Origin of the sequence: Streptomyces longwoodensis, assembly GCF_001514125.1 — a bacterium.
In the GTDB taxonomy this organism is placed as follows: Bacteria; Actinomycetota; Actinomycetes; order Streptomycetales; family Streptomycetaceae; genus Streptomyces; species Streptomyces longwoodensis.
On record NZ_KQ948557.1, the window covers coordinates 82,604 to 96,178 of the forward strand.

Genomic DNA, 13,575 nt, shown 5'->3' on the forward strand with positions numbered 1-13,575 from the left:
TTCTTCGTCCTCCTGAGGCGGCGCGAGTCTCCCGGGAATCCACGTCGATTCCCTTTTCCCTCGCTCTGTTTCCATTGTCGGGTGGGTCGGCAAAGCGCTCACTAAAAGCGGGCTCAAAGCACCCAGGCGAGCGGGCTGCGCCAGGCGTGCCCGGCCCGGTCCCAGGTGGCCCGCGGCGCGGCACCGGCCGCGTCGCCGTCGGTACCGGCGGCGGCAGCGTCTGCGCGGCCGTGCAGCGCCACCAGGACGGCGACGAGCGCTGCGAGTTCGTCGGCGTCGGGGTTGCCGCGCACCACGCGGAACGCGGCCTCGCGCAGCAGCTCCCGCGGCCCGGCCGCGTCAACGGCCGTCCGTACGGCGCCGGTCGGGGCAGCGGCGGCTGCCGGTCGGGCGCTCACAGCGGGGTGATCCCGTGCTTGCGCTGGGGCAGCGCCCGGTGCTTGGTGCGCAGCATCTCCAGCGCGCGGGCGAGCACGGCGCGGGTCTCACCGGGCTCGATCACGTCGTCGACGAGCCCGCGTTCGGCGGCGTAGTAGGGGTGCATCAGCTCCGAGCGGTACTCCTGGACCATCCGCGCGCGCATCGCGGCGGGGTCGTCGGCCTCGGCGATACGGCGCCGGAAGACGACGTTGGCGGCGCCCTCCGCGCCCATCACCGCCACCTCGTTGGTGGGCCAGGCGAACGACAGGTCCGCGCCCACCGAACGGGAGTCCATGACGATGTAGGCACCGCCGTAGGCCTTGCGCAGGATCAGCTGGATGCGCGGCACGGTGGCGTTGCAGTACGCGTACAGCAGCTTGGCGCCGTGCCGGATGATCCCGTTGTGCTCCTGCTCCACCCCGGGCAGGAACCCCGGCACGTCCAGCAGGGTGACCAGCGGGATGTTGAACGCGTCGCACAGCGACACGAACCGGGCGGCCTTCTCGCTGGCGCGGATGTCCAGGACGCCCGCGCTGACCAGGGGCTGGTTGGCGACCACCCCGACGACGTGCCCGTCGATCCGGGCCAGCGCGCACACCACGTTGGCCGCCCAGGTGGGGTGGGTCTCGAAGAAGTCGCCGTCGTCGACCAGTTCCTCGATGACCTCCCGCACGTCGTAGCCGCGCGCGGGGTCGGCCGGCACCAGGTCGGCCAGGCGGTCGGTGCGCCGCTCGGCCGGGTCCTCCCCGCGCAGCACGGGCGGCGCCTGGCGGTTGTTGGAGGGCAGGTACGACAGCAGGTGGCGCACGTCCTGCAGGCAGCTCACCTCGTCGTCGTAGGCGAACGCGGCCACCCCCGACACCGAGGCGTGCACGTCGGCGCCGCCCAGCTCGTCCATGCTGACCCGCTCACCGGTGACGGCGCGCACCACGTCCGGCCCGGTGATGAACATCTGCGACACGCCCCGCACCATGAAGGTGAAGTCGGTCAGCGCCGGCGAGTAGGCGGCACCGCCCGCGCACGGCCCCAGGATGACGCTGATCTGCGGGATGACGCCGGAGGAACGGGCGTTGCGGCTGAAGATCCCGCCGTACCCCGCCAGCGCCGTCACCCCCTCCTGGATGCGGGCGCCGGCCCCGTCGCACAGGCTCACCAGGGGCGCGCCCGAGGCCTCCGCGAGGTCCATCAGCTTGTGGATCTTCGCGGCGTGCGACTCGCCGAGCGCGCCGCCGAAGATCCTGAAGTCGTGGGCGTAGACGAACACCTGGCGCCCCTCGACGGTGCCCCAGCCGGTGACGACACCGTCGGTGTGCGGCCGCCTGTCCTCCAGCCCGAACCCGGTGGCGCGGTGCCGCCGCAGCGACTCCAGCTCGGTGAACGACCCCTCGTCCAGCAGCAGTTCGACGCGCTCATGGGCGGTGAGCTTGCCGCGTGCGTGCTGCGCCTCGGTGGCGCGCTGCCCGGGCCCGGCGTGCACCTCGGCCCGCAGCCTGCGCAGCTCCTCCACCCGCACGTGCATGGTGTCGGCCCGCAGGGGCTGTGGTGCGGCCCCGGCCGCGTTCTGCGGGGGTTTTTCGACCACGGTGGTCATGCAACGCCTCCCGTCCCGTATGCCGTTTCGTCATTCCGTCGGTGGATCACGACAACGAGAGTCGGCCCTGCGCGGCAATGCCTGACTCAAGCCGGGAAAAAGGCCGCCGGAAATACTTTTGTGCGGTCCTTGAGCGAGCGCGTGGTGAATACCGTTCCGCCCCTTGGCCGCCCCTTGAGGAAAGGCCGCGGAAGATGACCCGGACCACCCCTTGGACCGACGAAGGAAAAACCATGGAGACGCACATCGAGGAACCGGCCGCCCCCCGGATCGCCGTCCTGTTCCCCGGCCAGGGCGTGCAGCGCCCCGGCATGGGCGAACCCTGGCGCGACAGCCCGTCCTGGGCCCTGGTGGAGGAGGTCTCCCGCGCCTCCGGCTTCGACGTGGCCCACCTGCTGCTGGCGGCGGACCAGGAGACGCTCTCGCGCACCGACCACGCCCAGATCTCGGTGTTCACCGCCTCCCTGCTGGCCTGGTCCGAGTTCCGCCGCACCGATCCGGAGGCCGACGTGGTGGCCGTGGCCGGCCACAGTCTGGGCGAGTACGCGGCACTGGTCGCGGCGGGCGTGCTGTCGGTGGCCGACGGCGCCTGGCTGGTGGGCGAGCGCGGCCGCGCCATGGCGGACGCCGCCCGGCTGCGCCCCGGCGCGATGGCCGCGGTGATGGGCGCCGGCCCGGACGCGGTCCAGGCGCTGGTGGCCGCCGCCGGGGGCGACCTGTGGGTGGCCAACCACAACAGCCCCCAGCAGACGGTCATCGCGGGCAGCCGCACCGCCGTCCAGGAGGCCGTGGACCGCGCGGCCGGGGCGGGCCTGCGCTGCACCGTCCTGCCGGTCACCGCGGCCTGCCACACCCCGCTCATGGCCCCGGCCGCCACCCCGCTGCGCCAGGCCCTGGACCTGACGCAGTTCACGCCGGGAACCCTCCCGGTCGTCGCCAACGTCGACGCCACCGTCCACGAGGGCGGCCCGCACTGGCGTGAGCTGTGCACCCGCCAGCTCACCGGCCCGGTCCACTGGACGGCCACCCTGCGCGTCCTGAACGAGACCCTGGCGGCCACGACGTTCCTGGACATCGGCCCCGGCACCACCCTCTCCGCCCTGACCCGCCGCAACCTGCCCGACGCCGAGTCGCTCCGCTTCAGGGCACCGGCCGTCCAGGGCGCCTGACGGCACCCGCACCGCGCCCCCCGCCCGCACCGCGCCCCTCGCCCCCGGCGGCGCCCGCTGCCGCTCTTGGCCCGTTGTGTCCCGGTCGCGAGGGCCGGGAGGACCGCTCCCGCCGCGCCGGTGGCGATATTCACTGTCCGGCCGGCGGAGCACGGTGATAGACACCGGCTGTGGCCACGACACTGGAGTTCTCCGACCTGCGGCGACTGACGGACGAACGGGCGAGTGCCTTTCGCGCCGCGGTCGCCTCCGCGCCCACCCTCGACGCGCAGGTGCCCACCTGCCCCGAGTGGACGCTGTACGACCTGGTGCACCACCTGGGCGGCGGGGACCGCTTCTGGGCCGCCGTCCTCGGCGCGGGCCCCGCCGACGTCCCTCCGGCCAGGGCCATCGCCGAGCGGGCCGCCCTGACCGCGCCCCGCGACCGCGCGGCCCTGCTGGACTGGTCGCAGGAGTCGACGCACCTGCTGCTGAACGCCTTGCGGGAGGCCGGCCCGCAACGCGGGTGCTGGACCTGGTGGGGTGCCTCGCACTCGCCGCAGAACGCCGGCGCCGTCGCCCGGCACCGGCTCCAGGAGACCGCGGTGCACACCTACGACGTCCAGGTCGTCCTGGGCGCCCCGCAGCCGCTGGCCCAGCAGGTCGCACTCGACGGCGTCGACGAGTTCCTGTCCACCTGCTGCGCGACGACGGCCGCCTGGCCGCACGAGCCCACCGCCTTCGACTTCCACGCCAGCGAGGGCCGCTCCTGGCGCCTCACGCTCGACGCGGACGGCGCCCGCCCCACCCGCCTGCCCACCACCGGCGGGGCCCCGGACGGCACCCCCGGCGCCCGCGTCAGCGCCACCGCCGGCGACCTGGTCCTCTACCTCTACGACCGCATCCCCGCCGACGACGTGCACATCGACGGGGACGCCTCCCTGCTCGACCTGCTGCGCGCCTGGGACCCCGAAGAGTAGCGACCTGACGGAACGTCACCTGCTGCGCGGGGCGCGGCCGTTCACCTACCGTGTGCGTGCCGTGCCACCCCGAGCCGAGGAGACAGCCCCGTGCCCGCGTCAGCCTTGCGCCACCCGTCCGAGCGGATGCCCCGAGCCGCCCTGGCGGGCCTGCTCACCGCCGTCACCGCCGTCCTCACCGCGCTGATGCTCGCCCTCACCCAGTCCGCCGCCTACGCCGGCGGCCCCTACCGCTGGGCGCACGACGGCAACGTCGGCCAGCGCCTGACCGTCTGCGCCCAGACACTCGAGGTCCGCAGCTCCTACGGCGGCCCGGCGTTCGCCCGGCTCACCTACGGCCAGACCTTCACCATGCACCAGAACTACGCGGAGTTCGGCAGCGAGTACGTGCGCGGCTTCGCCTGGGGCGACGTCAACGCGGAAGGGTTCGTGCAGAACGGCTGGTTCTGCTGACCGCAGCCCGCACCGTCACCGGGTGACCGCGCCGCCGCCCGCACCACGCTCCCGGCGCGAGACGGCCCGTAGCCGGCCCGCGGGCCGGCTACGGGCCGGTGCCGGCGCGGCCCGCGGACGCAACCCCACACCCACCCCGCCCCCGCACAGGCCCGGCCGCCCTGCGTCCCGGCCGTCCCGTCCGTTGACAGGGCAACACCCCCCTCCCATCATGGGAGCGCTCCCACCGCTCGTCACCGCTCACACGCCCTCGCCGCCGGCCCCTGAGGGGGGACCCCCATGCCCTTACCGCGCAGATCCGGCCGACCCGGCCGCTCCCGCCCCCGCCGCCCCCGTCCGCTCGTGCGCACCGCCGCCGCCCTGGCCGCCGCGCTCGCCCTGCTGTCCCCGCTCGCCGCCGCCGGCGCCGCCTCGGCCGCGGCGGGGGAGGAGCCCGCCGCGGACGTCGAGGTCCAGGTCGATGCGCAGGCCTCGCTGGGCCGGCTCACCGGCACCGCGCGCGGGGTCAACGCCGCCGTCTGGGACTCCCACATGAACGACCCCGAGGTCGCGACCCTGATGAAGCAGGCCGGCGTGGGGGCGATGCGCTACCCGGGCGGCTCGTACGCCGACATCTACCACTGGCAGACGCACACCGCGCCCGGCGGGTACGTCGCGCCCGGCACCGGGTTCGACGCGTTCATGGGCACCGTCCGCGCCACCGGCGCCCAGCCCGTCCTCATCGCCAACTACGGCTCGGGCACGCCCGAGGAGGCGGCCGGCTGGGTCCGCTACGCCAACGTCACCAAGGGCTACGGCGCGAAGTACTGGGAGATCGGCAACGAGATCTACGGCAACGACCACTACGGCAGCGGCTGGGAGCACGACGAGCACGCCGACAAGAGCCCCCAGGAGTACGCCCGCCAGGTCCGCGCCTACGCCGCCGCGATGAAGGCCGTCGACCCGGGCGTGAAGATCGGCGCGGTCCTGACCGCACCGGGCAACTGGCCCGACGGCGTCGTCGGCCCGGGCGATCCGGGCGACTGGAACCACACCGTGCTCTCCCAGGTCACCGACGTCATCGACTTCGTCAGCGTGCACTGGTACGCGGGCGGCTCCGACACCACCGCCGACGCCGCCCTGTCCCGCCTGACCCGGCTGCCCGGCGAACTGCGCGAGGTGCGCCGCCAGCTCGACCGGTACGCGGGCGCCGACTCCCCGCGCATCGGCATCGCCCTGACCGAGGTCAACACCAACACCGGCGGCGCCCTGCTCACCGCGCGCCCCAATGGCCTGTTCGCCGCGGACGCCTTCGCCACGGCACTGGAGAACGGGGTGTTCACCGTCGACTGGTGGAACACCCACAACGGGCCGGGCCGGATCAGCACCGTGGACGGGGAGACCGACTACGGCGACATGGGCATGCTCTCCAGCGGCGCGTGCGGCGACGCGCTCTGCCAGCCGCCCGCGAACACGCCGTTCCACCCGTACGTCGGCATGAAGATGACGAGCGAACTGGGCACCACGGGCGACACCATGGTCGCCGCCGCGTCCTCCGCGCAGGACGTCTCCGCACACGCCGTGCACCGCCGCGACGGGCGCCTGAGCGTCCTGCTCATCAACAAGAACCCGGACGCCGCGCGGACCGTCGACCTCGCCTACACGGGCTTCACCCCCTCCGCCGCCACCCCCGCCGCACGCCGGTACGCCCGCGGCGACAGCGACATCACCGACGTCACCGGCACCGGGGCGACCGCCTCACGGGTCACGGTGCCGGCGTACGGGATGCTCACCGTCACGCTCAGCCCCAAGTCCGGCACGGGACCGGGCGCTTCGGCGGCCGGCACGCCGGGCACGCCGCGGCTGGAGGCGGTCACCGACACCACGGCACGCCTGTCCTGGGCGGGCGCACCCGGGGCGGCCCGCTACCTGGTCCAGGAACGCGACGGCGCGCACACCTGGACGGTCGGCGAGAGCACCGGCACCTCGGTGACGCTGCGCAACCTGCCCGCGGGCAGCACGCACACCGTCGACGTGCTGGCCGCGGACGCCTCGGGCCGGCTCGCCGCGCCCTCCGACCCGCTGACGTTCACCACCGGCACCCCGTCCGACGCCGTCTGCGCGGTGACCTACCACCGCGACACGGGCTGGGGCAACGGGTTCGTGGCCACGGTGAGCGTCCGCAACCTCTCCGCCACCGCGGTCACCGGCTGGACGCTCGACTGGGACTGGCCGGCCGACGGCCAGTCGGTGTCCTCCGGCTGGAACGCCACCTTCACGCAGACCGGCCGGCACGTACGGGTGACCGCCCCCGAGGGCGCGGGAGCGCTGGCCGCGGACGGCGCGTCGACGGCCTCCTTCGGATTCGTCGGCGCCAACGACGGCCCCAACCCCGGCCCCACGGCCCTCCGTCTCAACGGCGCCGTGTGCTCGGGCAGTTGACGGCCCTCCGGTCCGGGGGTACGGCAGTGTGCCTCCGGACCGGGGTCCCCTTGTGTTCAAGTCCCTGCGGGCGCGCCCGCGTCGGCGGCCATCTCGGCTTCATCTCTTGACGGCTTTGGTCCAGACCTTTAGGTTCCAGTGCGCCACAGCTTCACGAGTGCACCCGGCGTTCACCCACGTGAACTCCCGTGTGCTGCCGACCCCCCACCGCTGGCCTTCCCCCGAAGGGCTGTGAACCCCCATGCGCCCCACGCTCCCTCATCCCCCCATGCCCGCACCCGCCCTTGCCCCCGCCCCCGCCCGCAGGGCCGCGCTGCGCGCCGTCCTGGTCACCGCGCTGCTCGCGGGCTCGGCGGGCGCCCTCACCGCGACCCCCGCCACGGCGGCGACCGGCACCGTCACCGGACTGGGCGGCAAGTGTCTCGACGTGGCGGGGGCCAACTCCGCCAACGGCACCGCCGTCCAGCTCTACGACTGCAACGGCACCGCCGCCCAGCAGTGGACCGTCGGCACCGACGGCACCCTCCGCGCCCTCGGCAAGTGCCTCGACGTCACCGGCGGTTCGACCGCCGACGGAGCACGGCTGCAGCTGTGGGACTGCACGGGAGGCGCCAACCAGAAGTGGACCGTCACCGCCGCCCGCGACCTCGTCGGCCGACAGTCCGGCAAGTGCGCCGACGTCACCGGCAACACCGCCGCCAACGGCACCCCCGTCCAGATCTGGAGCTGCACCGGCGCCGCCAACCAGAAGTGGACCGCACCGGCGGCCGGCGACGGCACACCCCCCGCCGCCGCACCGATGGCCGTCGCCCCCTACCTCTACAACGGCTGGGGCAGCCCGCCCAGCCCGGTCACCATCATGAACGCCACCGGCGTCAAGTGGTTCACCCTCGCCTTCGTCCTCAGCAACGGCACCTGCAACCCCCAGTGGGACGGCGCCCGCCCGCTCACCGGCGGCGTCGACCAGCAGACCATCACCACCGTCCGCGCCAACGGCGGCGACGTCATCCCCTCCTTCGGCGGCTACAGCGGCAACAAGCTGGAGAGCTCCTGCACCAGCGCCTCCGCACTCGCCGGCGCCTACCAGAAGGTCATCAACGCCTACGGCCTCAAGGCCATCGACATCGACCTGGAGGCCGACGCCTACGGCAACGCCACCGTCCAGCAGCGCACCGTCGACGCGCTGAAAACCGTCAAGGCCGCCAACCCGGGCCTGAAGGTGTACGTCACCATCGGCACCGACCAGTCCGGGCCCGACACGAGCCTGATCAACCGGGCCGCGAACTCCGGTCTCACCGTGGACAGCTGGACGATCATGCCGTTCGACTTCGGCGGCGCGGGCCAGAACATGGGCACCCTCACCACCCGGGCGGCCGAGGGCCTGAAGAACGCCCTGAAGAACGCCTACGGCTACAGCGACGACCAGGCCTACCGCGGCATGGGCATCTCCTCCATGAACGGCATCACCGACGTCGGCGAGACCGTCACCCCGGCCGACTTCCAGACCATCCTCGGCTACGCCCAGCAGCACCACCTCGCACGCCTGACGTTCTGGTCGGCCAACCGCGACCGGCCCTGCTCCGGTGCCTACCCGAACGACGACACCTGCTCGGGCGTGGCCCAGAGCGCCTGGCAGTTCACCGGCATCCTCGCCAAGTACACCGGCTGACACCCCGGGACCGGGACGAAAGGACCGATCGGCAGATGCACCCCCCGCACCCCGCCCGACCCGCACCCGCCCGCACCGCGTTGCGGATCCTCCTCCTGCTCGCGGCCCTCCTCACGGTCGCCGCACCGCCCGCCGCGCACGCCGCCGGCGCGGCGGCCCCCTTCAAGGTCCTCGGCCTGTACAGCGGCACCTGGGACGCGGCCCACATCGACTTCGAGAAGGAGGCCAACGACTGGCTGCCCCGGCAGGCGGCCGCGAACGGCTTCACCTACACCGCCAGCAACGACTGGAACCTCCTCGCCGACGGCGGCGTCAACGCCTACCAGGTCGTCCTGTTCCTCGACGACCTGCCGCAGAGCGCCGCCCAACGCGCCGGATTCGAGCGGTACATGCGCTCCGGCGGCGCCTGGATGGGCTTCCACGTCTCCGCCTTCACCACGGACGCGGCGAGCTGGCCCTGGTACCACGACCAGTTCCTGGGCAGCGGCACCTTCCGCTCCAACACCTGGGGACCGACGGCCGCGACCCTGAAGGTCGAGGACCGCACCCACCCCTCCACCGTGAACCTGCCCGCCACCTTCACCTCGTCGGTCAGCGAGTGGTACAGCTGGTCCAACGACCTGCGGAACAACCCTGACATCACGGTCCTCGCCTCGGTCGACCCCAGCAGCTTCCCGCTGGGCACCGACCCGGACCAGTCCTGGTACAGCGGCTACTACCCGATCCTGTGGACCAACACGAAGTACCGCATGCTGTACGCGAACTTCGGCCACAACGCGATGAACTACGCCACCAACACCCGCACCTCCTCGACGTTCGCCAGCGCCACCCAGAACCGCTTCCTGCTGGACGGGCTGAAGTGGCTCGGCGGCGCCGGCACCACCACCCCGCCGGACGACACGCTCTCCGAGACGTCCTGGTACACGCTGACGAACGCCGGCAACGGCACCTGCGTCGACGCCCGCGCCGCCGCCACCGCCAACGGCACCGCCGTCCAGCAGTACACCTGCAACGGCACCCAGGCCCAGCAGTTCCGGCTCGCCGCGACCGACAGCGGATACCGGCGCATCGGCGTACGCCCCAGCCCGCAGCAGGTCATCGACGTCACCGACGTCTCCGGCGCCGACGACGCCCCCCTGCAGCTGTGGTCGTACACCGGCGGGCAGAACCAGCAGTGGCTCCCCGTCAAGGAGGCCGCCGGCCGCTACCACTTCACCGCCCGCCACAGCGGCAAGTGCCTGACCGCGGCCGCCACCGCCACCGCCGGCACGCAGCTCACCCAGCGCACCTGCGACGGCTCGGCCGCACAGAGCTTCACCGCGACCGCCGCCTGACCCGCCGCCGGCCCCGCCGCCGGCCCCGCCGCCGGGCGCGGTGGCGGGCAAGCGCCGTCCCGGGGGTAGATGCTTCAGGTGCCAGGTGACCTGCACCGCACGACGGGGCGGGCCCCCTGGCGCTGTCAGTGGCGGCGAGGGGAAGGACCGGTCGGTATGGCACGCACGCGCAGGGAGGCGAGCACCCGGCATCCCCGGCACGAACGCAGGGGCGAGGTACGGCTGCCCGCGGTCGTCGCGACGCTCACCGCGATCGGCCTGTACCTGTTCCTGCCCGAGCAGCTGCTCGTCGCCCCGCGCTACGTGCTGCCCGCCCTGGAGTGCCTGCTGCTCGTCCCGCTCGTCGCCATCAACCCCACGCGGCTGACCCGGCAGACCAGGGCGTTCCGGGTGCTGTCCCTCACCCTGGTGGGCCTCATCGCCGTCAGCAACCTGGTGGCGCTGGTCATCCTGGTCCACGAGCTGGTCTCCGCCGGCGTCAAGGACGGCAAGTCCTTGCTGGTGGCGGCCCTGCAGGTGTGGCTGACCAACGTCATCGTCTTCGGCCTGGCCTACTGGGAGCTGGACCGCGGCGGCCCGGTCAGCCGCACCCAGCTGCCCCGCTCGGCCCTGCCGCTGGCGGACTTCCGCTTCTCCCAGGACGAGAACGACGACGCCATCCAGGAAGTCGCCGACGGCGCCAGCGGCACCTCCGACTGGGTCCCCACCCTCGTGGACTACCTCTACGTCTCCGTCACCAACTCCACCGCGTTCAGCCCGACCGACACGATGCCCCTGTCCAGCCGCGCGAAGCTGCTGATGAGCATCCAGAGCGTCTCGGCCCTGATCACCTCGCTCCTGGTCATCGCCCGCGCGGTGAGCATCCTGCACTGACCGCCCCCCGGCTTCAGGCCGCGCCCTCGCCGTACAGGCGCACGTAGTCCACCGTCATCGTCGCCGGCGAGGGCGTGGAGCGGTCCGGCGGGCCGGGCCAGTCGCCGCCGACGGCGACGTTGAGCAGCAGGTGCAGGTCCTGTTCGAAGACCCAGTCCCCGGGCCGGGGCAGCTTCGACGGGGTCAGCGTGAAGTACGGCTCGCCGTCGACGGACCAGGTGATGCGGTGCGGCTGCTTGTCGACGGCGTAGACGTGGAAGTCCCGCGAGGCGTCACCGGGCAGGGCGGTGGAGCCGCCGATCCCGTGCTCGTTGAAGTAACTCGGCCCGTGCGCGGTTCCGTACACCGTGCGCGGCTCCGCGCCCACCACCTCGCAGATGTCGATCTCCCCCTGCCCGGGCCATTCCACGCCGTTGTCGCCGAGCATCCACAGCGCGGGCAGCAGCCCGGTGCCGGTGGGCAGCTTCGCGCGGATCTCCACCCGCCCGCGGCGCAGCGCCACCTTCCCCTCGGTGGTGAGCCGGGCGGAGGTCCACGGGCACGACTCCTGCGTGTAGCAGGGCAGTCGCGCGCCGGCGGGGGCGCGCCGCGCCGAGACCAGGAGGTGACCGGCGCCGTCGAGGGCGGAGTTGGCCGCATCGTCGGTGTAGTACTGCAGCTCGTCGTTGCCCCACCCCTCGGCCTCCCGGTTGCCGGTCTCGGTGTTCCAGGACGCCGCCGACGGGCGGGTACCGGCCGCCCCCGCGAACTCGGCGCTCCAGAAAGGCCGTTCGGCGGTGGCGCGGGGGGAGGGCGGGTCCGTGGCCGTGCCGCACCCGCCCAGCAGTGCGCCCAGCGCCAGGACGAGCGCCAGGCGGCGGGGTCGGTTCATCGTGCTGCTCCTGCGGGGCGCTCGGGGGGACTCAAGTGTGGCGCACCCGTGCGCGGGCGCGGCCGCCGGGGCGGGGGAGGGGGCCCGTCCCCCGGCAGGCGGACCGATCCGTGACATTCGGGACGGATCCGTAGCAGGCCCGCGCACAACGCACCCGGCCGCCGGCCGGTCGTACAGGGGGCGGGGGCACACGCCCGCGCATCCGCCCGGACCACCGGGCACCACCGATGGGGGAGACCATGAACATCCGCGCCCGAGGCACCCGCACCGCCCTGGCCGCCGCCGCGCTCGCGGCCGTGGCCGGCGTCGCCGCGACCGCCGTCCCGGCCGCCGCGGCCGCCCCGGCGTCCGACACCCCCCGCTTCCTGGAGCCGGCCGAGCTGCCGCCCTCCCCGGCCTCGCCCTGGTCCGCGGGCCCGGTCACCGCCGGGCAGCCCGACCCGCTGCCGATGTGCGTGGGCGAGGCGCTGCCGTCCATCATCTCGCACCGCGCGTACACGACGGACCTCGACACCAACGCCCAGCAGCTCACGGTCGAGGGGCGCAGCGAGCAGTGGTCGAAGGAGTTCGCCGCCCTGCTGCGCAAGGACCTTGCCGGCTGCGCGAAGACCCTGATGCGCCAGGACCCCGGCCTCACGGCGACGCAGAAGTCCTACGGCCACCTCGACGTGGAGGAGGGCGCCGACGTCTACGGCATCCACACCGCCTCCGCCCAGGGCTCCTCCGACATCGCCCTGTTCTCGGTCGGCCGCGACGGCGCCACCGTCACCGTCGTGCGCTGGGCCCGGCTGGGCACCTTCAAGGACGCGCAGGTGGCGGACTTCAAGACCACGACGGTGACGGCGGTGAACAAGCTCTACTGACGCTTCAGGGCGTCCAGGCCTTGAGCATGTCCGTCATGCTGTCCGTCAGGGCGAACTGCAGCAGCGGGCCGTAGGTGACCCGGCCCACGCCCAGGCGGCGGAAGCGCTCGAGGTCGTGCTTGACGGGGTGGGCCGTGGAGTTCACCGGGACGCCCACGGCGCCGGTCACGGCGGTCAGCAGTGCGTCGTCGTCCTGGATGCCCACCGGGTAGACGCTGTCGGCGCCGGCCTGTTCCAGGGCCCGCAGCCGCTCGATCGCCTCGTCGAGGACGGCGGAGGCGTCCTGCGCGTGCAGGAAGAGGTCGGTGCGCCCGTTCACCCAGAGCGGGACGCCGGCGTCGTCGGCCGCCGCGCGCAGGCCGGCGACGAAGGCGGCGTGCTCCTGGGTGCTGCGCACGCGGCCGCCGTCGGAGTGGACGGTGTCCTCGATGTTCAGGCCCGCCCCGCCGGCCTCGACGAGCCCGGCGACGAGGTCGGCGGGCTTCTGCCCGTACCCGGCCTCCAGGTCCACCGACACCGGGACGTCGACCGCCGCGATGATCGGTGCGACGGCGGCGACGACCTCCTCGAAGGTCTGCCCCTCGTGGTCGTCGGCGCCGCGGGAGTCGGCGAGGGGGTGGCTGCCGATGGTCAGCGCGGGGAATCCGGCGGCCACGGCCGTGCGTGCGGACCAGACGTCCCAGACGGTCGGCAGCACGAGCGGCTGGTACTGGGCGTGCAGCTGCTTGAGGCGCTGGGCGCGCTCAACGGTGGTGTGGAGGGTCATGCGATCAACGCTACCCCGCCACCGCCGACCACCGGGCGGACGACGGGCGTTCACGATCCTCGCCCGTCATCCCGGGTGCCGGGCGCGCCGCCGCGAACGCGCTGCCCTGCCGCGCCGTCGTACGCCAGGCCGCGACAGCGCACCACACGGCCCCGTCCGCGCCACGGCGTGTGCCGGATCGCGCGG

12 protein-coding genes are annotated in these 13,575 nt (G+C 73.7%); 8 read left to right on the forward strand and 4 right to left on the reverse strand.

Features of this window, described 5'->3' with window-relative positions:
• Positions 1–113: 113 nt before the first annotated feature.
• Together AQJ30_RS23515 and AQJ30_RS23520 are read right to left on the reverse strand one after the other, a co-directional pair.
• Entirely contained in the window at positions 114–398 is a 285-nt protein-coding gene (locus tag AQJ30_RS23515; protein ID WP_067237485.1) for an acyl-CoA carboxylase epsilon subunit, read from the reverse strand.
• A complete protein-coding gene (locus AQJ30_RS23520) occupies positions 395–2,011 on the reverse strand; it encodes an acyl-CoA carboxylase subunit beta (RefSeq protein WP_067237488.1) in 1,617 nt (538 codons plus the stop codon). Before AQJ30_RS23520 ends, AQJ30_RS23515 begins: the two co-directional genes overlap by 4 nt.
• A gap of 233 nt (positions 2,012–2,244) precedes the next feature.
• On the opposite strand from AQJ30_RS23520, the gene AQJ30_RS23525 reads away from it, so the two are divergent.
• From AQJ30_RS23525 to AQJ30_RS23555, 7 genes are all read left to right on the forward strand, one after another.
• Positions 2,245–3,180 carry an ACP S-malonyltransferase gene (locus tag AQJ30_RS23525; protein WP_067237490.1) on the forward strand — a complete coding sequence of 312 codons (936 nt, stop codon included), beginning with the start codon at positions 2,245–2,247 and terminating at the stop codon, positions 3,178–3,180.
• A 170-nt stretch (positions 3,181–3,350) separates the two neighbouring features.
• Complete coding sequence (locus AQJ30_RS23530; RefSeq protein WP_067237493.1) at positions 3,351–4,139, forward strand: maleylpyruvate isomerase family mycothiol-dependent enzyme; 789 nt, start codon at positions 3,351–3,353, stop codon at positions 4,137–4,139.
• Positions 4,140–4,229: 90 nt separating this feature from the next.
• Complete coding sequence (locus AQJ30_RS23535) at positions 4,230–4,592, forward strand: hypothetical protein (protein ID WP_211279082.1); 363 nt, start codon at positions 4,230–4,232, stop codon at positions 4,590–4,592.
• Between the two features lie 279 nt (positions 4,593–4,871).
• A complete protein-coding gene (locus AQJ30_RS23540; protein ID WP_067237494.1) occupies positions 4,872–7,013 on the forward strand; it encodes a cellulose binding domain-containing protein in 2,142 nt (713 codons plus the stop codon).
• A gap of 268 nt (positions 7,014–7,281) precedes the next feature.
• Complete coding sequence (locus AQJ30_RS23545; RefSeq protein WP_067237497.1) at positions 7,282–8,682, forward strand: lectin; 1,401 nt, start codon at positions 7,282–7,284, stop codon at positions 8,680–8,682.
• Positions 8,683–8,717: 35 nt separating this feature from the next.
• Positions 8,718–10,016, forward strand: a complete 1,299-nt coding sequence (locus tag AQJ30_RS23550) for a ThuA domain-containing protein (RefSeq protein WP_067237500.1) — start codon at positions 8,718–8,720, stop codon at positions 10,014–10,016.
• 156 nt (positions 10,017–10,172) lie between these two features.
• Complete coding sequence (locus tag AQJ30_RS23555; RefSeq protein ID WP_067237502.1) at positions 10,173–10,889, forward strand: DUF1345 domain-containing protein; 717 nt, start codon at positions 10,173–10,175, stop codon at positions 10,887–10,889.
• Between the two features lie 13 nt (positions 10,890–10,902).
• Here AQJ30_RS23555 and AQJ30_RS23560 read toward each other — a convergent pair whose 3' ends face one another.
• Positions 10,903–11,760, reverse strand: a complete 858-nt coding sequence (locus AQJ30_RS23560) for a glycoside hydrolase family 16 protein (protein WP_067237505.1) — start codon at positions 11,758–11,760, stop codon at positions 10,903–10,905.
• Positions 11,761–11,999: 239 nt separating this feature from the next.
• On the opposite strand from AQJ30_RS23560, the gene AQJ30_RS23565 reads away from it, so the two are divergent.
• Positions 12,000–12,623, forward strand: coding sequence for a hypothetical protein (locus tag AQJ30_RS23565; protein ID WP_067237966.1), 624 nt, complete (start codon positions 12,000–12,002; stop codon positions 12,621–12,623).
• A gap of 4 nt (positions 12,624–12,627) precedes the next feature.
• On the opposite strand, the gene AQJ30_RS23570 is transcribed toward AQJ30_RS23565, so the two are convergent.
• Positions 12,628–13,389, reverse strand: coding sequence for an isocitrate lyase/PEP mutase family protein (locus AQJ30_RS23570; protein ID WP_067237507.1), 762 nt, complete (start codon positions 13,387–13,389; stop codon positions 12,628–12,630).
• Positions 13,390–13,575: the final 186 nt, after the last annotated feature.

Coding starts and splice junctions, on each gene's coding strand:
- AQJ30_RS23520 (WP_067237488.1), bottom strand. CDS start 2,011: ATGACCACCGTGGTCGAAAAACCCCCGCAGAACGCGGCCGGGGCCGCA.
- AQJ30_RS23550 (WP_067237500.1), top strand. CDS start 8,718: ATGCACCCCCCGCACCCCGCCCGACCCGCACCCGCCCGCACCGCGTTG.
- AQJ30_RS23540 (WP_067237494.1), top strand. CDS start 4,872: ATGCCCTTACCGCGCAGATCCGGCCGACCCGGCCGCTCCCGCCCCCGC.
- AQJ30_RS23565 (WP_067237966.1), top strand. CDS start 12,000: ATGAACATCCGCGCCCGAGGCACCCGCACCGCCCTGGCCGCCGCCGCG.
- AQJ30_RS23555 (WP_067237502.1), top strand. CDS start 10,173: ATGGCACGCACGCGCAGGGAGGCGAGCACCCGGCATCCCCGGCACGAA.
- AQJ30_RS23560 (WP_067237505.1), bottom strand. CDS start 11,760: ATGAACCGACCCCGCCGCCTGGCGCTCGTCCTGGCGCTGGGCGCACTG.
- AQJ30_RS23545 (WP_067237497.1), top strand. CDS start 7,282: ATGCCCGCACCCGCCCTTGCCCCCGCCCCCGCCCGCAGGGCCGCGCTG.
- AQJ30_RS23525 (WP_067237490.1), top strand. CDS start 2,245: ATGGAGACGCACATCGAGGAACCGGCCGCCCCCCGGATCGCCGTCCTG.
- AQJ30_RS23570 (WP_067237507.1), bottom strand. CDS start 13,389: ATGACCCTCCACACCACCGTTGAGCGCGCCCAGCGCCTCAAGCAGCTG.